At 58.3% G+C, this 16,670-nt stretch carries 15 protein-coding genes; 3 read left to right on the plus strand and 12 right to left on the minus strand.

Annotated elements, in window-relative coordinates; genetic code table 11:
• Window positions 1-20 precede the first annotated feature (20 nt).
• The 4 genes from pepB to trmJ form a co-directional block, all read right to left on the minus strand.
• The gene (gene pepB, locus QZH36_RS18235; RefSeq protein ID WP_253459300.1) at window positions 21-1,304 is read right to left on the minus strand and encodes an aminopeptidase PepB; all 1,284 of its coding nucleotides are present in this window, start codon (window positions 1,302-1,304) and stop codon (window positions 21-23) included.
• A gap of 130 nt (window positions 1,305-1,434) precedes the next feature.
• Window positions 1,435-2,616: an IscS subfamily cysteine desulfurase gene (locus QZH36_RS18240; RefSeq protein WP_253459297.1), complete on the minus strand. Its 1,182-nt coding sequence runs from the start codon at window positions 2,614-2,616 to the stop codon at window positions 1,435-1,437.
• Window positions 2,617-2,728: 112 nt separating this feature from the next.
• Entirely contained in the window at window positions 2,729-3,226 is a 498-nt protein-coding gene (gene iscR, locus QZH36_RS18245; RefSeq protein ID WP_253459294.1) for a Fe-S cluster assembly transcriptional regulator IscR, read from the minus strand.
• 151 nt (window positions 3,227-3,377) lie between these two features.
• Window positions 3,378-4,106: a tRNA (cytosine(32)/uridine(32)-2'-O)-methyltransferase TrmJ gene (trmJ, locus tag QZH36_RS18250; RefSeq protein WP_253459291.1), complete on the minus strand. Its 729-nt coding sequence runs from the start codon at window positions 4,104-4,106 to the stop codon at window positions 3,378-3,380.
• A 117-nt stretch (window positions 4,107-4,223) separates the two neighbouring features.
• On the opposite strand from trmJ, the gene suhB reads away from it, so the two are divergent.
• On the plus strand, window positions 4,224-5,027 hold the full coding sequence (gene suhB / locus QZH36_RS18255) for an inositol-1-monophosphatase (RefSeq protein ID WP_253459288.1): 804 nt from the start codon (window positions 4,224-4,226) through the stop codon (window positions 5,025-5,027).
• A 55-nt stretch (window positions 5,028-5,082) separates the two neighbouring features.
• Here suhB and QZH36_RS18260 read toward each other — a convergent pair whose 3' ends face one another.
• Window positions 5,083-6,084 carry a nickel/cobalt transporter gene (locus QZH36_RS18260; RefSeq protein WP_301730814.1) on the minus strand — a complete coding sequence of 334 codons (1,002 nt, stop codon included), beginning with the start codon at window positions 6,082-6,084 and terminating at the stop codon, window positions 5,083-5,085.
• The gene (locus QZH36_RS18265) at window positions 6,075-6,671 is read right to left on the minus strand and encodes a DUF1007 family protein (RefSeq protein WP_301730876.1); all 597 of its coding nucleotides are present in this window, start codon (window positions 6,669-6,671) and stop codon (window positions 6,075-6,077) included. The genes QZH36_RS18260 and QZH36_RS18265 overlap by 10 nt, the downstream gene beginning before the upstream one ends.
• Window positions 6,672-6,854: 183 nt before the next feature.
• Between QZH36_RS18265 and csiE the strand changes: the two genes are divergently transcribed.
• Window positions 6,855-8,120, plus strand: coding sequence for a stationary phase inducible protein CsiE (gene csiE / locus QZH36_RS18270; protein WP_301730815.1), 1,266 nt, complete (start codon window positions 6,855-6,857; stop codon window positions 8,118-8,120).
• Window positions 8,121-8,473: 353 nt separating this feature from the next.
• On the opposite strand, the gene QZH36_RS18275 is transcribed toward csiE, so the two are convergent.
• Together QZH36_RS18275 and glyA are read right to left on the minus strand one after the other, a co-directional pair.
• Window positions 8,474-9,625 (minus strand): 3-phenylpropionate MFS transporter, encoded by a 1,152-nt coding sequence (locus tag QZH36_RS18275; protein WP_253459279.1) that lies wholly within the window; start codon window positions 9,623-9,625, stop codon window positions 8,474-8,476.
• A gap of 118 nt (window positions 9,626-9,743) precedes the next feature.
• Window positions 9,744-10,997, minus strand: a complete 1,254-nt coding sequence (glyA, locus tag QZH36_RS18280; protein WP_301730817.1) for a serine hydroxymethyltransferase — start codon at window positions 10,995-10,997, stop codon at window positions 9,744-9,746.
• 333 nt (window positions 10,998-11,330) lie between these two features.
• On the opposite strand from glyA, the gene hmpA reads away from it, so the two are divergent.
• A complete protein-coding gene (hmpA, locus tag QZH36_RS18285) occupies window positions 11,331-12,515 on the plus strand; it encodes an NO-inducible flavohemoprotein (RefSeq protein WP_301730818.1) in 1,185 nt (394 codons plus the stop codon).
• Window positions 12,516-12,564: 49 nt separating this feature from the next.
• Here hmpA and glnB read toward each other — a convergent pair whose 3' ends face one another.
• The 4 genes from glnB to QZH36_RS18305 all read right to left on the minus strand — a co-directional run bounded on the left by glnB (window position 12,565) and on the right by QZH36_RS18305 (window position 16,507).
• Complete coding sequence (gene glnB, locus QZH36_RS18290) at window positions 12,565-12,903, minus strand: nitrogen regulatory protein P-II (RefSeq protein ID WP_125289509.1); 339 nt, start codon at window positions 12,901-12,903, stop codon at window positions 12,565-12,567.
• A 141-nt stretch (window positions 12,904-13,044) separates the two neighbouring features.
• Complete coding sequence (gene glrR / locus QZH36_RS18295) at window positions 13,045-14,379, minus strand: two-component system response regulator GlrR (protein ID WP_253459270.1); 1,335 nt, start codon at window positions 14,377-14,379, stop codon at window positions 13,045-13,047.
• Window positions 14,376-15,041 (minus strand): two-component system QseEF-associated lipoprotein QseG, encoded by a 666-nt coding sequence (gene qseG / locus QZH36_RS18300; protein WP_253459268.1) that lies wholly within the window; start codon window positions 15,039-15,041, stop codon window positions 14,376-14,378. The genes glrR and qseG overlap by 4 nt, the downstream gene beginning before the upstream one ends.
• Before the next feature lie 38 nt (window positions 15,042-15,079).
• On the minus strand, window positions 15,080-16,507 hold the full coding sequence (locus tag QZH36_RS18305) for a sensor histidine kinase (RefSeq protein ID WP_301252049.1): 1,428 nt from the start codon (window positions 16,505-16,507) through the stop codon (window positions 15,080-15,082).
• Window positions 16,508-16,670 lie beyond the last annotated feature (163 nt).

Below are 16,670 nucleotides of genomic sequence, written 5' to 3' on the forward strand. Positions count from 1 at the left end.
GCAGCGCCCGGCTACACGTTCTATTTCAGCAGCAGATTCGCCACGGTACGTACGCCCAGTCCGGTCGCGCCGGCAGACCACTGATCCACCGCGCCTTTACGGTAGGTCGCTGAGCAGTCGATATGCAGCCAGCCCTGCTGATAGTGCTTCACAAAGTGCGACAGAAACGCGGCGGCCGTGCTGGCGCCTGCCGTATGCGAAGGCGCGGCAATATTGTTTAAATCGGCAAAGTTAGAAGGCAGATAGCCGCGATGGAACTCGGCCAGCGGCAGTCGCCAGAAAGGTTCGTTCTCGCTGGCGGCGCTCTCCAGCAGCGACTGCGCCAGCGCGTCATCAAAGCTGAACAGCGCGTGATAATCGTTGCCCAGCGCCGTTTTGGCCGCGCCGGTCAGCGTCGCCGCATCGATCATCAGCTGCGGGTTCTGTTCGCTGGCGTCGATCAGGCCGTCCGCCAGCACCAGGCGCCCTTCCGCATCGGTGTTCATCACCTCTACGCTTTTCCCGTTGCGGTAACGAATAATATCGCCCAGACGGAAAGCGTTGCCGCTGACCATGTTGTCGGCGCAGCAGAGATACAGCTTCACGCGCTTATCCAGTCCGCGATCGATAGCCAGCGCCAGCGCGCCGGTCAGCGTGGCGGCACCGCCCATATCCGACTTCATTGAATCCATCGAGCCGCTGGGTTTCAGGCTGTAGCCGCCGGTATCAAAGGTGATGCCTTTGCCCACCAGGCAGGCGAAGACCGGCGCTTTCTCATCGCCCGTCGGGTTATAGTCCAGCGCCAGCAGCGCCGGGCTGCGTGTTGAGCCGCGCCCTACCGTATGCAGACCGCTGTAGCCCTGAAGACGCAGATCCTCGCCTTTGGTAATGCGGTAGCTGGCCTTTTCGCCCGCCACGCCGCAGAGCAGATCGACCGCGCGCTGCGCCAGCTGCTCCGGGCTAAGTTCTTCCGCCGGAAGGTTGATGGTGTCGCGCACCCAGTCGATGATTTTCAGACGACGATCGAGCTCGGCCCGATCCGCCTCGCTCAGCGCGGCCCATTCAACTTTTCTTTCGCCTTTCGGCCCGCGATAGCCCTGCCAGAAGGCCCAGCTTTTTTCCAGGTCCCAGTCGCCCTGCAGGCTGACGTGACGAATGCCCTGCCCGTCGATTTTGCGCGCCGCGCGCTGAATGGTGGTCAGCACATCGCCGCCGTTAAGGTGGATGGTCATGCCGCTGTCGTTGCTGGTCAGGGTCGCTTTTTCGCCCCAGCGCGCATCCGCCGCTGTCGTCGACAGCGTAATGATCATTGGCGTGGTTGTCATAACCTGGCTCCTTGTTAAAAATTTGTTATATCGACCTTGCAACGGCCGACGGCAGCGATAACGCTGCCTGTTCGTTTTAAGATTAACAGATTAAGCATAACGGGCTAAACAGCCCGTAGAACGGAAAAGATTAGCGCGAAGACGCCGCTCGCCATTGCGGAGACAAGTCACGCAGGCGGGTAATGGATTTACGCACCAGCTCGATAGCGTATTCGATCTCCTCACCCGTGGTAAAGCGCCCCAGCGAAAAGCGCAGCGAACTGTGCGCCAGCTCTTCGCTCAGGCCCAGCGCGCGCAGGACATAGGAAGGTTCAAGGCTGGCCGAGGTGCAGGCGGAGCCGGAGGAGAGCGCCAGATCTTTCAGCGCCATAATCAGCGATTCGCCGTCCACGTGCGCAAAGCTGACGTTAAGGATATTCGGCGCGCTCTGCTCCAGGCTACCGTTAAGATACACCTCGTCGATTTCGCTCAGGCCCGCCCACAGGGTTCTGCGCAGCAGGTTAAGCCGGGCGCTTTCGCTGCTCATCTCTTCCTTTGCGATACGGTAGGCCTCGCCCATGCCGACGATTTGATGCACGGGCAGCGTGCCGGAACGCATGCCGCGCTCGTGACCACCGCCGTGGATCTGCGCGGCGATACGGATACGGGGCTTTCTGCGCACGTAAAGTCCGCCGATGCCTTTCGGGCCATAGAGCTTATGCGCGGAAAAAGACATCAGGTCGACTTTCAGCTCGCTGAGATCCACCGGCAGCTTGCCGACGCTCTGCGTGGCGTCAACGTGGAAGAGAACGCCGCGCGACTGGCACAGTTCGCCGATAGCTGCAATATCCTGCACCACGCCGGTTTCATTATTGACGTGCATAATGGAAACCAGGATGGTGTCGTCGCGCATCGCGTCCTGCAGCTGTTGCAGCGTGATAATGCCGTCGGCCTGCGGGGCCAGGTAAGTTACCTCGAACCCTTCGCGCTCCAGCTGGATACAGGTATCCAACACGGCTTTGTGCTCGGTCTGGCTGGTGATGATGTGTTTGCCTTTCTCCTGCTGGAGTTCGGCCGCGCCTTTGATGGCCAGATTATCGGATTCGGTTGCGCCAGAGGTAAAAACGATTTCGCGGGGATCGGCACCAATCAGTTCGGCAACCTGGTTGCGGGCGACGTCGACCGCTTCTTCCGCCTGCCAGCCAAAGCGATGGGAGCGGGAAGCCGGATTGCCAAAAGTCCCGTCAAGGGTCAGAAACTGCACCATTTTTTGCGCTACGCGGGGATCGGCGGGCGTGGTGGCGGCGTAATCAAGGTAAATCGGGACTTTCATTGCGTTGAACTCCGTACAGTTAAGTATGTCATTCAATGCGGTCTGCCGCGTCGGTGACCATCGTCCCCGACACAGAGTGGTATGAGGACGACGGCTTTCGCCGCCGCTTTAATCAGGCTCGCAGATTGACGTTAATCGTTTCATGCAGGCGGCCGGCCGGCACGCGCGCTTTTTCAGTGTTGTTCTGACGATCGGCCACATCCAGGATTTCCTGGTTGTTCACCAGTTCCGCCAGCGTAATGTTGTTCAGGAAGTCGCTGATGCGCTCGCTCAGGTCGCGCCACAGCACGTGGGTCAGACAGCGTTCGCCGCCCTGACAGCCTTCTTTGCCCTGACACTTGGTCGCATCTACAGACTCATCCACGGCGGTGATCACCGCGCCAACCGCAATCTCGCCGGACGCTTTGCCCAGCAGATAGCCGCCGCCTGGCCCACGTACGCTGGCCACCAGACCGTTTTTACGCAGGCGAGAGAAAAGCTGCTCCAGGTAGGACAGCGAAATGCCCTGACGCTCTGAAATATCAGCTAAAGGTACTGGCCCTTCGTGCGAGTGCAGCGCAACATCAAGCATAGCGGTAACGGCATAACGGCCTTTGGATGTCAGTCTCATGGCGTAAACGACCTCGGTTTTTCGTGAACATTTGATGGACGAAGTCTGCCATTCCTGAGTGTTTTGGTCAACTATTTAACCGAGTAATTCACTCAAGTATTTAACCTGGTAATTTACTCAACTATTACCGTTGCTTTTTTGCGCGCCTCGACTACTTCTCGCTCTTTGGCTTTTCCAGCGAAGAGAGCATGCCGCGCAGAATATTCAGCTCGTCGCGCTCCGGACGCGCCCGCGTATAAAGGCGGCGCATCTTGCTCATCACCTGGCCGGGATTGCCTTCACGTATAAAGCCGCTTCTCACCATCATCTGTTCCATATGCTGGTAAAAGCGCTCAAGGTCGTCGACCAGCGGATAAGGCGACTCTTCGTAGTCGGGCTGCGTGGTTTCCTGCGATTGCAAAAACGCCATGCGCACTTCATAAGCGATGATCTGTACCGCCATTGCCAGGTTGAGCGAGCTGTACTCCGGGTTAGCGGCAATGGCTACGTGATAGTGGCACTTTTGCAGCTCTTCGTTGGTCAGGCCCACGCGCTCGCGGCCAAACACCAGCGCAACCGGCGCCTGCTGCCCTTCCTGCACGCTCTTGATGCCGCACTCGCGCGGATCGAGCATCGGCCACGGTAGCGAACGCGAACGGGCGCTGGTGCCAACCACCAGACTGCAGCCGGCCAGCGCTTCATCAAGCGTGTCAACAATGTGCGCTTCGCCAATTACGTCGCTGGCGCCAGCGGCCAGTGCGATAGCCTGCGAGTCAGGTTTGACCAGCGGATTGACCAGATAAAGGTTGGTCAGGCCCATGGTTTTCATCGCGCGAGCGACGGATCCCATATTGCCGGTGTGAGAAGTTTCCACCAGCACGATTCGGATGTTATGCAGCATAGGAGTTCAGGTCTGTGAGATAATTTGCCAATGTTAACATATTTTCAGGACTTTTACCGAGCCCCCTGCTATAATCCGCGCCGTTTTCCGTTCTTTAACATCCAGTGAGAGAGACCGATGCATCCGATGCTCAACATCGCCGTGCGCGCTGCGCGCAAGGCCGGTAATTTAATTGCCAAGAATTATGAAACGCCAGACGCCGTTGAAGCCAGCCAGAAAGGCAGCAACGACTTCGTTACCAATGTTGACCGCGACGCCGAGCGCCTGATTATTGAGGTGATCCGCAAGTCTTATCCAAAGCACACCATTATTTGTGAAGAAAGCGGTGAGCTGCCCGGAGAAGACAAGGATGTGCAATGGGTTATCGATCCACTGGATGGCACTACTAACTTCATTAAGCGCCTGCCGCATTTCTGTATTTCTATCGCCGTACGTATCAAAGGCCGCACCGAAGTGGCCGTGGTTTACGATCCAATGCGTAACGAACTGTTCAGCGCCGTACGCGGCCAGGGCACCCAGCTGAACGGCTATCGCCTGCGCGGCTCCACCGCTCGCGATCTGGATGGCACCATCCTGGCGACCGGTTTCCCGTTCAAGCTGAAGCAGCACGCCACGCCGTATATCAATATCGTGGGTAAACTCTTTACCCAGTGCGCGGATTTCCGTCGCACCGGTTCTGCCGCGCTGGATCTGGCTTACGTTGCCGCCGGCCGCGTGGACGGCTACTTTGAAATCGGCCTGAAGCCGTGGGATTTCGCCGCGGGCGAGCTGCTGGTACGTGAAGCAGGCGGCCTGGTGACCGACTTCGTTGGCGCGCATGGCTATATGCACTCCGGCAACATCGTCGCCGGTAACCCACGCGTGGTAAAAGCGATGCTGGCGACCATGCGCGACGAGCTGAGCGAAGCGCTGAAGCGCTAAATCACTCTCAAGAAAGGGCTGAACGTTTGTTCAGCCCTTTTTTATTGCCGCGCATTTAAAAAAGCGGTCGTATCCCGCCGGATAACGCAGGCTGCGCGCTCAACCACAGCATTACGCCGGTTGCCAGCAGCAGCAGGCCGCCTGCCAGCGACAGCGTTGCCCAGATAAAAGCGCGATCGCTCTGCGCGTTTTCTCGTCGACTCAGCTTCAGCGCCAGCGCGCGCGAAACCTGCACCAACACGGCCATAGCCGTTACCGTAACGGCCGTTCCCACCGCCATCGCCAGTGCGGAAAGCACGCCCCATGCGTAAACGCCGATCACTTTAGAAAACAGCAGCATCATAATCGCGCCGGAGCACGGCCGCAGCCCCATTGACAGCACCACCAGCGCTTTGGTTTTACCGCTGACCGCCTTATCCAGCATTCCGCTATCCGGCACGTGCTGATGCCCGCAGCCGCAGTGTGCGCCGTGCCGATGGCCCTGTTCTACAGGCACCAGGCGGCGAACGGCAAGGCGGGGCTTTTTCAGCAGGCGCACAATTCTGCCGCCCGCTCGCCAGCACAACCACAGCCCCAGCCCGACTACCAGCAGATAACTGCCCTTTTCCAGCCAGTAGCTGCCCACATGCAGCTGGCGGGAAGAGAGCTGTAGCACCACCAGCATTATCGTCACCAGCGCAATCGCCACGCCGCCCTGTAGGAGGGTTGCGGCCAGGGTCAGCCGGATGCTGGTGTTCATCTTCGTGGGATGCGTAGCCAGAAACGTTGCAATCACTACTTTGCCGTGGCCCGGCCCAAGCGCGTGCAGGATGCCATAAATCAGGCTGAACCCCATCAGCGTCAGGCCGACCTGATGCGGCCGGCTTGCCACCTGCTGCAGCAGCGCCGTCATCTCCACATGCAAATTGCGCTGCCAGACCACGCTTTGCAGCAATAATTGCGGCCAGTACAGCCAGGCTGTCACACCCGCTGCGATAAATACCAACAGCAGCAGATAAAGCGGCCACGCCTGAAGCCAGCGGCTGCGGGATCGCTGCGCTACGGACATCACTGACATAATAAGGTCACCGTTTGGGCAAACTGACGGCCAAGATCCATATCGGCAGGCGGCGCATCGGCTTTATCCAGCGACAGCGCATAGGTCTGGAGCGAAGCGTTGGGATTGGGCGTTTTAAGCGTCAATCGGCAGCGCTGCGCCAGCTCTGGCGGAAGATGCAGCGATTGTTCGGATGCAAAAGTCATATCGACAAAGTAAGTCGGATCGAAAATGGAAAAGGTGTAGCGCTGTCCGGCCAGCGGCTGCGGTTCGTCCAGCGGCAGAATAAACTCCAGCACGGCTTTGTTTCCCTCTCGCGACAGCCGGTATTCCGGCGGTAAGTTGCCAAATTTCACCGGCTTGCCTTTATGCCAAAACTCGGCGAAATAATGCTGCGCCATCACGTTGGCCATCACTTCCGCCGCCAGTTTTTTCCAGACCACCGAATCCGGTTTGGCTTTGCCCGCGTCGTACAATAAATCGGCGGAGGTGATCTCATCCATCACCCAGTGCATTTTCAGGCCGGTCAGCCGATCGTCCTGCTGCACCAGCGTGGCCTGCATAGCGATAAAGCTATGGGGATGGCTCCATGCTTGCGGCATTACCATCAGCAGCGCTATGCACAGCAGTCTGATAAAAATGTTATAACGTAACAATACCTGCTCCTTATCCAACCGGTGAAAAAATCTGTGACCTGCCTTAAAAGCTACAAAAAAATCTGCTGGCTGTCGGTTTAGTCCGACCGGGTCACGCTATTCTTAGCGGGGTGACTTTTATCGGGACAGCAGATCATGACTCAACCTCTAATCGGGCCAGCTGCTTTCTCCAGTCCGCAGCGACGCTGCCATCTGCTATTACTGCTTTATCTGCCAGGCAGCGTCACGCTGGAGCTATTGTGCCAGCTCAACGGCGTGGATCCTTCCGTGGCCCGGCAAGATATAGCGGAGGTCACGGCAGAAATCCAGCGCTATCACCGGCTGTCGCTGCTACAGCACGCTACTGACGGCTATCGGATTGACGGTGCGGAACTGGATCGGCGGCTTTGCCTGCTGCATTGGCTTAAACGCGCGCTGCGGCTAAGCCCTGATTTTGTTCGGCAGCATTTTTCTCCGGCGCTGAAGCAGCAGCTGCAAACGCTGCGGATAGAAAAAGCCCTTTATGATGACCATAACCTGAATGCGCTGGTTCACCACTGCGCGCAGGGTTTGTCACGAGACTTTACGCCGCGCGACTGTCAGTTTCTGGCGCTGTTTATGCAGCATTCGCTGGGTCGCCAGGCGCCCCTGTCATTTAATGAGGCCCAGCAGGCCTGGCTGGCAAAGCGTCGGGAATATCAGGTAGCGCAGGAGATTGTGCAGCACTGGCAAAAACGCTGTAAGGCCGCGCCGGAGGCGAATATTGCCTGCTTGCTTGCCCTGCTGTTCAGCCAGCTTCATACGCCCACCCTCGCCGGGATCCGTCATGACTATGAGCAGCAGCTGCTTGCCGATATTTATCGGCTGATTGAGCAATTTCAGATGCTTTCCGGTCACCGTATCGGCAACGTGCAGGGCCTGTGCGAACAGCTCTATACGCACATGGCGCAGGCGCTGGAGCGATCCCTGTTTGGTATCGGCATTGATAACAGCCTGGCGGAAGAGGTTCTGCAGCTTTATCCACGGCTGTTGCGTACCACCCAGGCGGCAATAGTCAGCTTTGAACAGCGCTACTCGCTGCGTTTTTCTGAAGAAGAGATGGGGCTTATTGCTATTATTTTCGGCGCGTGGCTGATGCAGGAAAACGTGCTGCAGGAAAAACAGGTACTGCTGCTAACCGGAAAAGATGCCGCGCTGGAAAAAGAGCTCGAACAGCAGCTCCGGGAATTAACGCTGCTGCCGCTGAACATCAAATATCTGGACGTGGCGGAATATCAGCGCAGCAGCGCCCCAAAGGGTATTGCGCTGGTGATTACGCCCTATGCCACGCCGCTGCCGCTCTACTCTCCGCCGTTAATCCATGCGGAACTGCCGCTACAGCCGCATCAGCAGGATCGTATCAGGCTGCTGCTGGAGTCCTGACCCGGGCCTGCGAAAAGCAGGTTAGAACTTGCAGGCAAAGCATCTGTTTTGCTGAGTCACATAGCGGCAGGCGGGATTAAGGTTTGCGGACTGAAAATCCCATAGTGGCCTATAACTACGTCTGTTTTATATAAAATCAATGCCCAATGGCTTTGAATACCTTGTTGCCTGATTTTTACTTTTTGCCTGTTGAGAGGCCGCCGCCCGTGCGGTTAACTGTGTCGCCTTTTGTGAATGATAAGGATTGTGCCGTAAGGTTTAACGGCTACATTATCGTCAAGCATAAGTTCTGAGGTACTTCCCCCAATGCGCTACGCGCAAAGGGGGAGTATTTTAGCAAAGCCGCAGTGCGATTAGGTTTTCGCCGCAATGCGAGCGCTCTTTTCCGGCCGCAGAAACAGCGCCGGCACCACCAGCAGCGCCATCACCCAAAATATATCGCCGTGCAGATGCTGGAACAGCGCCCCGCAGACTATCGTCATTACCGCAATGCCGCCGCCCATCGCCAGCGCCGAATATACGGACTGCAGACGAATAACCTCGGCGCCTTCCCTGGCGGCGATAAAGCGCATCGCCGCCAGGTGACAAATGGTAAAGCTGCCGCAGTGCAGGATCTGCGCTACGATCAGCAGCGGCAGCGCCGTGGTTGAGGCCATCAGGCTCCAGCGGATCAGCGCACATACGCCGGAGAGCAGCAGCAGGTCCCGTGCGGTCCAGCGCCCAAAAAGCCGGTTGCTGGAGGCAAACACGATAATTTCTGCCACCACGCCCAAGGACCAGAGGTAGCCCACCACGCTCGCCGAATAGCCTGCATCCTGCCACCAGATAGCGCTAAAGCCATAATAGGCCGCGTGCGCGCCCTGCATCAGGGTGACGCAGAGCAGAAAGCGCCAGGATGATTTCAGCAGCCGCTGCCAGTCCTGCCAGCCCGCACGTGCGACAACCTTGTCGCTCCCCTGCGGCGGGGTCGCCGGGCGAAGCAGCATCCCGCCGAGCATCGCCGCCGTTCCTGCACAGAGCAGCCACAGGATCGCCTGGTAAGAGAAAGCGTTAACCAGCACGCCGGTCAGCGCCGAGCTGATAACAAACGCCAGCGATCCCCACAGCCTGACCGGGCCGTAAGCCATTGCAATCTGCCGTTGCCAGGTGGCGGCCAGCGCGTCGCTCAGCGGCACCAGCGGAGAGAAAAACAGGTTGAAGCCAATCATGACCAGCAGTAGCCAGACCCAGAACGCGCTAAACCAAAAGCCCAGGGCAAACAGCAGCGACAGCCCCGCCAGCAGACGCAGCACGCTAATCAGGCGCGAAGGCGTCGTCACGCGGGAAGCGATAAGCAGGCTGCCGGTAAAGCGGGAAACCATGCCGACGCCTAATAAAAGGCCGATTTTTTCCGCATCAAGTCCGATGCCTTTCAGCCAGACGGCCCAGAACGGCAGCCAGACGCCGTAGGTAAAGAAGTAGGTGAAGTAGCCCAGCCCCAGCCACCACGCAGAACGGATTGCCATTTTTCCTCCGGCAATGTACAGACGAAAAAAACGGGACGTAGCGTCCCGTTTCGTTGTCGCGCCGGAAAATTCTCCGGCGTTCTGAAGCGGGATACAGCATCCCGCAGGCTTATGGCTTTTACGCGTACACCGGGAAGCGGGCGCACAGTTCCAGCACCTGCTTTTTCACGCGTTCGATGGTCGTTTCATCGTTGATATTGTCAAGAATGTCGCTGATCCAGCCGGCCAGCTGGCGCACTTCCGCTTCCTTAAAGCCGCGACGAGTCACCGCTGGCGAGCCAATACGGATGCCGGAAGTCACAAACGGGCTTTTCGGATCGTTCGGCACGCTGTTTTTGTTAACGGTGATGTTGGCACGGCCCAGCGCCGCATCAGCTTCTTTACCGGTCAGGCCTTTGCTCACCAGATCGATCAGGAACAGGTGGTTATAGGTGCCGCCGGAAACGATGTCGTAACCGCGCTCCAGCAGGACTTCCACCATCGCTTTAGCGTTTTTGGCAACCTGCTGCTGATAGACCTTGAACTCCGGCTCCATCGCTTCTTTCAGCGCTACCGCTTTACCAGCAATCACGTGCATCAGCGGGCCGCCCTGGCCGCCAGGGAAGACGGCGGAGTTCAGCTTTTTATAGAAATCTTCATCGCCGCCCTTCGCCAGGATCAGGCCGCCGCGCGGGCCCGCCAGGGTTTTATGGGTGGTGGTGGTTACGATATGCGCGTGCGGAACCGGGTTCGGGTAAACGCCTGCGGCAATCAGACCGGCGACGTGCGCCATGTCGACAAACAGGTAAGCGCCGATGCTGTCAGCGATTTCACGCATTTTCGCCCAGTCGCAGATGCCGGAGTAGGCAGAGAAACCGCCGATGATCATTTTCGGCTTATGCTTCTGCGCCTGCGCGGCCAGATCGTCATAATCGATTTTGCCGGTCTCGTCGATGCCGTAAGGCACCACGTTGTACAGCTTGCCGGAAAGGTTAACCGGGGAGCCGTGGGTCAGATGGCCGCCGTGCGCCAGGTTCATGCCCAGAATGGTATCGCCCGGCTGCAGCAGCGCGGTATAAACGGCAAAGTTAGCCTGAGAACCGGAGTGCGGCTGCACGTTGGCGAAATCGGCGCCGAACAGCTCTTTAGCGCGATCGATCGCCAGCTGCTCTACGATATCAACATACTCACAGCCGCCGTAGTAGCGCTTGCCCGGATAGCCTTCCGCATATTTGTTGGTCAGCTGAGATCCCTGCGCCTGCATGACGCGCGGACTGGTGTAGTTTTCCGAAGCAATCAGTTCAATATGCTCTTCCTGACGCACTTTCTCCTGCTCCATTGCCTGCCACAACTCGGCATCATAATCGGCAATATTCATATCACGCTTTAACATCCGCTTCTCCTGACTCAGCTAACAATCTATTCGGCATTGAACGGCCCTTTTGGGCGAAGGCCAACAGTGTAAACCGTTTTGCCTGCTCAGGGATAGCCGGAAAGCAGGGTTTTTACGCAAACGATTGGCTCCAGCGCTGGCAAGGGTTAGTTCTCTTTTTCCCTGGCGTGGCGGCTCGTCTGTTTCATCATCATCTACGTGCAGGTTTTTCAACATCGTCCTTTTTTTATGGTAATAAATGCCCTTGTCTGGTTAAAGGTTATTTACAGCGTGACGCGTTTCGCTATAAGATGCATTTAAAATGCAACTTATAAAAATCCTCAGGAGTTCGCCATGTTAGACGCCCGCACTATCAGCACCATCAAAGCGACCATCCCGGCTTTGCTGGCTACCGGCCCCGCCCTTACCGCCCACTTTTACGATCGGCTGTTCAGCCATCATCCGGAGCTGAAAGACATCTTCAATATGAGCAACCAGCGCAACGGCAATCAGCGTGAAGCGCTGTTCAACGCTATCTGCGCCTATGCGGGCAATATTGAAAACCTGCCCGCTATTCTGCCGGCGGTTGAGAAAATCGCGCAGAAGCACACCAGCTTTGCCGTGCAGCCTGAACATTACCAGGTAGTGGGCGAACACCTGCTGGCCACGCTGGATGAGATGCTCAGCCCCGGCCAGGAAGTGTTGGATGCGTGGGGAAAAGCCTATGGCGTGCTGGCAGACGTGTTTATTAAGCGTGAAGAAGAGCTGTATGAGGCGTCGGAACAAAAAGTGGGCGGCTGGCGGACGCCGCGCGCGTTCCGCATCAGCGAGATTACGCCACAAAGCGAAGTAATAAAAAGTATTGTCTTCAGCCCGGTTGATGGTCAGCCGGTAGCCGATTATCAGGCCGGGCAGTATCTGGGCGTCTGGCTGCGGGAAAAAAGCTTTGCTAATCAGGAGATCCGCCAGTATTCCCTGACGCGTTCGCCAAACGGCAAAGATTACCGGATTGCGGTGCGGCATGAGGCGGGCGGAACGGTTTCCGGCTGGCTGCACGATCACGCCAAAGTGGGCGACGAGGTGCGCCTGGCAGCGCCTGCCGGAGATTTCTTCCTGAATATCACGCCGCAAACGCCGGTCACGCTGATTTCAGCGGGCGTCGGTCAGACGCCGATGCTGGCGATGCTGCACGTGCTGGCGGAACAGCACCACCCTGCGCCGGTACGCTGGCTGCACGCGGCAGATAACGGCAAAACCCACGCTTTTGCTGATGAGGTTGTAGCGACGGGCCAGCAGCTGGCGCAGTTTTCACAGCATATCTGGTATCGGGATCCGCAGCCCGACGATAGCGATCGCTATCAGACGCCGGGCCTGATGGATCTGCTGCCGATCGCAGAGCAGCTCAGCGATCCGGCCATGCACTTCTATCTTTGTGGCCCGGTCGGCTTTATGCAGCATATCGCTGAACAGCTGGTGAGCATGGGAGTAGCGGTTGAGCGCGTGCACTATGAGGTATTCGGCCCGCATAAAGTGCTGTAATACGCAAAAGGCCGGATAGTCCGGCCTTTTTTACCTGAAGACAGGCGACTCAGATCGCTTCTTCATCTTCTTCGCCGGTACGGATACGCACCACGCGCGCCACGTCGAAGACAAAAATTTTGCCATCGCCGATTTTCCCGGTCTGGGCGGTGCGCATAATCGTTTCCACGCAGGTATCCACAATATCGTCGGCGATAACGATCTCGATTTTAACTTTCGGCAGAAAATCGACCATATATTCCGCGCCGCGATAAAGTTCGGTGTGCCCTTTCTGGCGGCCAAACCCCTTCACTTCGGTCACGGTCATCCCGGTGATGCCGACTTCAGCCAGCGCCTCGCGCACATCATCCAGTTTGAACGGTTTGATAATTGCATCGATCTTTTTCATGGCAGACCCTTGTTGTTCCCTCGCCAGCCGGAGGGTAAGCGTATTCAGTATATGTGCAGCAGACAGGATCCGCCGCGCGGTCTGTCACTTTTGCCGGGCAGATAAACTATCATATCTGCACCGCGATGCGGCACAAAAAAACTATTCTTTAAAATCAGAGGCATCCAGCTCATGGCGCGACAGCAGCTTGTAGAATTCCGTGCGGTTGCGTCCGGCCAGGCGCGCCGCGTGCGTCACGTTGCCTTTGGTCATTTGCAGCAGCTTGCGCAGGTAGTTCAGCTCGAACTGGTTTCTGGCCTCGACAAAAGTTGGCAGCGCCGTGTTTTCGCCCGCCAGCGCCTGCTCCACCAGCGCTTCGCCTATTACCGGCGCGGAGCTTAACGCCACGCACTGCTCGATGACGTTAACCAACTGGCGCACGTTGCCCGGCCAGCTTGCGGCGATCAGGCGCTTCATCGCATCGGTAGAAAAGCTGCGGACAAAGGGCTTATGCCTTTCGGCGGACTGCTTCAGCAAATGGTTCGCCAGCAGCGGAATATCTTCCGCGCGCTCGTGCAGCGCCGGCAGGCGCAGCGTCACCACGTTCAGACGATAATAGAGATCCTCGCGGAACTCTTTTTTCTCCATGGCCTTCGGCAGATCGCGATGCGTGGCGGAAATAATACGTACGTTAATATCCAGATCGCGATTGCTGCCCAGCGGCCGCACCTTGCGCTCCTGCAGCACGCGCAGCAGCTTGACCTGGAGCGCCTGCGGCATATCGCCGATTTCATCTAAAAACAGCGTGCCGCCTTCTGCGGCCTGAAACAGCCCTTCGCGCTGGCTCACCGCGCCGGTAAAAGCACCTTTTGCGTGGCCGAACAGCTCGGACTCCAGCAGCTGCTCCGGCAGCGCGCCGCAGTTAATCGCGATAAAAGCCTTGCCGGCTCTCGGGCTGGCGGCATGAATCGCCTGCGCCAGGATCTCTTTTCCGGTTCCGCTCTGGCCGTTGATCAGCACGCTGACGTCGGACTGCGCCACCATCCTGGCCTGGTCCAGCAGCCGCAGCATCACCGGGCTGCGGGTAACAATGCTTTCCCGCCAGGCGTCGTCGCTGGCCGGCGCGCGATGTGCCAGAGCCTGATCGATGGCGCTATAGAGCGCGTCGCGATCCACCGGCTTGGTTAAAAAGCTGAATACGCCCTGCTGCGTGGCGGAAACGGCTTCGGGGATCGAGCCGTGAGCGGTAAGAATAATCACCGGCATGCCGGGATGGCTTTTCTGCACCTCGGCAAACAGCGCCAGACCGTTCATTTCATCCATGCGCAGGTCGCTGATGACCAAATCAATGCGCTCGTTTTGCAGCGTGCGCAGCGCCTCCGGCCCGCTTTCGGCGGTGGATACGCTAAACCCTTCGCTGCCCAGGCGCATCCCTAACAGCTTTAACAGGCCGGGATCGTCATCCACCAGCAGCAGGTTTGCCGATTTTTTTATCATCGCTGCGCTCCTTTTTCCGCGTCGTTTTTCTCGCTGTGGCCGTCGCTGCCGTCGGGCGAACGGCGCGTGGAGAGCTGACGTTCAATATCCGTTAGCGTGTCCAGCTTGCGTCGGGTGACTTTAAGCTCGCTGTTCAGCGTCGCCTGCTGCTGGCGCAGCGCGTCCAGCTGGGCATCGCTGGTCTGCTGCAAATGATGGTAGCGGGTGCGCTCCTCGGAGAGCTGCAGCTGCGCCATTTGGTTATCACGCCACAGCTGAAGCAGCGGGCGCACGGCGGCGGGATAGTCGCGGCTGAAGGCGTCCAGCTGGAGCATATACTGACGCCGCTCGACGGGCGTGACGTTACCGTTGGCCATCAGCACCGCCTCTTTGAAAGCGCCCTGCCAGCTGTCGCCGCCCTGCTGGCGTGCCTGAGCGCGCGCGTCAGCGGCAGAAAGCCGCGCCGCGCAGTCTGTCGCCCGCAGCCAGTAAAGCGGATTGCTGGTTTTGCTCTCTTCCACGTCCCAGATCCGGGCGCAGTCCACCAGCCGGTAGTCCACTATCTTTGCTTCCGGTTCTACGGGCGCGCTATGACCCACGATTTTAGCGCCGGGCGCGTCGCTCGCGCAGGCGGCCAGCAGGCCAGCCAGCAGCGCGGCTGCCGTGTATTTGCCCAGCTGCATAACCGATCCCGCAGCCGGAAAAAAGAAAGGTAATCGCATTATTTGTTCTCGCCAATGGAGTTAAGTTCGATGCGAAAGCAGACGTCGGCCTCTTTACTGGCGGTCAGCTGTAGATCGCCCAGCAGGCGATGCACGCAGTCTTTGGCGATGCTCAGGCCCAGACCGCTGCCTTTTACCGCGCCTTTGCGCTGCTGGCTTCCCTGAAAGAAAGGCTCAAAAATCATCGCCCGCTCCGCATCCGGTATCGGCGTGCCGCTGTTGGCGACCTCGATGATGACCTTGCGGCCCTGCGGCCAGCTGCGGATCCAGATGGTACCGGATTCATCGCCGTAGTGTATCGCATTCGAGTAGAGATTATCGATCGCCCTTGTCAGCAGGGCTTCATCCGCCCGGCAGGCGGTGGCGGTCAGGGCAATATCGGTCTGGATCAGGCGCTTGCGTGCCGTGAGGTTGTGGCTGCTGACGATGCGCTCGATCAGCGGTTGCAGCTCCACCGGCTTCAGCACCACCTGCGCCTCTGAAAGCTTGCGGTTATAGTCCAGCAGCTGCTCAATCAGCCGTTGCAGATGGCGGCTGCTTTCGTCGAGGATGGCGACCACCTCGCGCTGATCGGTGGTCAGCGGGCCGGCGACTTCATCCGCCAGCAGCGCCGTCCCTTCACGCATGCTGGCCAGCGGCGTTTTCAGCTCGTGAGAGATATGGCGCAGGAACTCATGTCGTTGCGATTCAAGCCAGGCCAGGCGCTCGCTAAGCCATAAGATCCGCTGGCCGAGAGAACGCAGCTCGCGCGGGCCTTTCAGCGCGAGATTGTGCCCGGCCGAACGCCCTTCACCCAGCCGGTTGATCATGCGCTCGACCGCCTTGACCGGCCCGATGATCATGCGGGTAAACAGCACCACCAGCCCTAAACTGAGCAGAAACAGGATCAGCGCCTGCCAGCCGAAATACTGGCCGCGTTCGGCTATTTCGCGCTGCAGCTGTAGCCCACGTGAAAATACTGCATCACGCGTGGACTGCACCAGCCGGCCGTTGACGGCGGAAAAACGTTCCAGATTGTCGGAAGCCGTCTTAACAGGACTGCTGTTGTCGCACGCTATTTTCGCCAGTCCGGACAGCAGCTGCTGCAACGACTGCGTTAGCCGATCGTCGGGCACCGCCGCCGCCTGCTCTTCCAGCATGCGGGCATATTTGGTTCGTTGAGTCTGATAAAGGTTCGCCAGCATCGGATCGTCCAGCACGCAGTACTGGCGGTAGCTTCGTTCCAGTTCAAGCGCGGTGCGCGCCATCGCCTCGCTGCGGCGCACATCGGTCAGCGTATTGCGATTGATATCGGCCGCCTGATTGCTCAGCGCGGAGAGGCTTTCCCACGCCTGCCAGGCGAGCACCAGCAGCGGCAGCAGCACCAGCAGAAAGGCCATCAGCACCAGCTGGCGCAGCGATCGGGGAAACAGACGCCATTTTTTCACGGGAAGCTCTCCTGTTTTTAGTCAGCCCGATGCTAACGGAGTGTGCTGCGAGAGGAAAGCCTTAGCGTAAAACGAAAAACGGCAGGCTCAGGGAGCCTGCCGTCATGCGATGCGATGCCGGGATCCCGACATGCCTGAATAGGTGGTGCCTAACTCAACGTTG

The sequence above is a fragment of the Erwinia wuhanensis genome (assembly GCF_030484085.1).
Taxonomy (GTDB): Bacteria; Pseudomonadota; Gammaproteobacteria; order Enterobacterales; family Enterobacteriaceae; genus Erwinia; species Erwinia aeris.

Excerpts from the sequence above, each read along its gene's own strand:
- pepB (WP_253459300.1), bottom strand. The coding sequence starts at position 1,304 with ATGACAACCACGCCAATGATCATTACGCTGTCGACGACAGCGGCGGAT.
- QZH36_RS18240 (WP_253459297.1), bottom strand. The coding sequence starts at position 2,616 with ATGAAAGTCCCGATTTACCTTGATTACGCCGCCACCACGCCCGCCGAT.
- iscR (WP_253459294.1), bottom strand. The coding sequence starts at position 3,226 with ATGAGACTGACATCCAAAGGCCGTTATGCCGTTACCGCTATGCTTGAT.
- trmJ (WP_253459291.1), bottom strand. The coding sequence starts at position 4,106 with ATGCTGCATAACATCCGAATCGTGCTGGTGGAAACTTCTCACACCGGC.
- suhB (WP_253459288.1), top strand. The coding sequence starts at position 4,224 with ATGCATCCGATGCTCAACATCGCCGTGCGCGCTGCGCGCAAGGCCGGT.
- QZH36_RS18260 (WP_301730814.1), bottom strand. The coding sequence starts at position 6,084 with ATGTCAGTGATGTCCGTAGCGCAGCGATCCCGCAGCCGCTGGCTTCAG.
- QZH36_RS18265 (WP_301730876.1), bottom strand. The coding sequence starts at position 6,671 with ATGGTAATGCCGCAAGCATGGAGCCATCCCCATAGCTTTATCGCTATG.
- csiE (WP_301730815.1), top strand. The coding sequence starts at position 6,855 with ATGACTCAACCTCTAATCGGGCCAGCTGCTTTCTCCAGTCCGCAGCGA.
- QZH36_RS18275 (WP_253459279.1), bottom strand. The coding sequence starts at position 9,625 with ATGGCAATCCGTTCTGCGTGGTGGCTGGGGCTGGGCTACTTCACCTAC.
- glyA (WP_301730817.1), bottom strand. The coding sequence starts at position 10,997 with ATGTTAAAGCGTGATATGAATATTGCCGATTATGATGCCGAGTTGTGG.
- hmpA (WP_301730818.1), top strand. The coding sequence starts at position 11,331 with ATGTTAGACGCCCGCACTATCAGCACCATCAAAGCGACCATCCCGGCT.
- glnB (WP_125289509.1), bottom strand. The coding sequence starts at position 12,903 with ATGAAAAAGATCGATGCAATTATCAAACCGTTCAAACTGGATGATGTG.
- glrR (WP_253459270.1), bottom strand. The coding sequence starts at position 14,379 with ATGATAAAAAAATCGGCAAACCTGCTGCTGGTGGATGACGATCCCGGC.
- qseG (WP_253459268.1), bottom strand. The coding sequence starts at position 15,041 with ATGCAGCTGGGCAAATACACGGCAGCCGCGCTGCTGGCTGGCCTGCTG.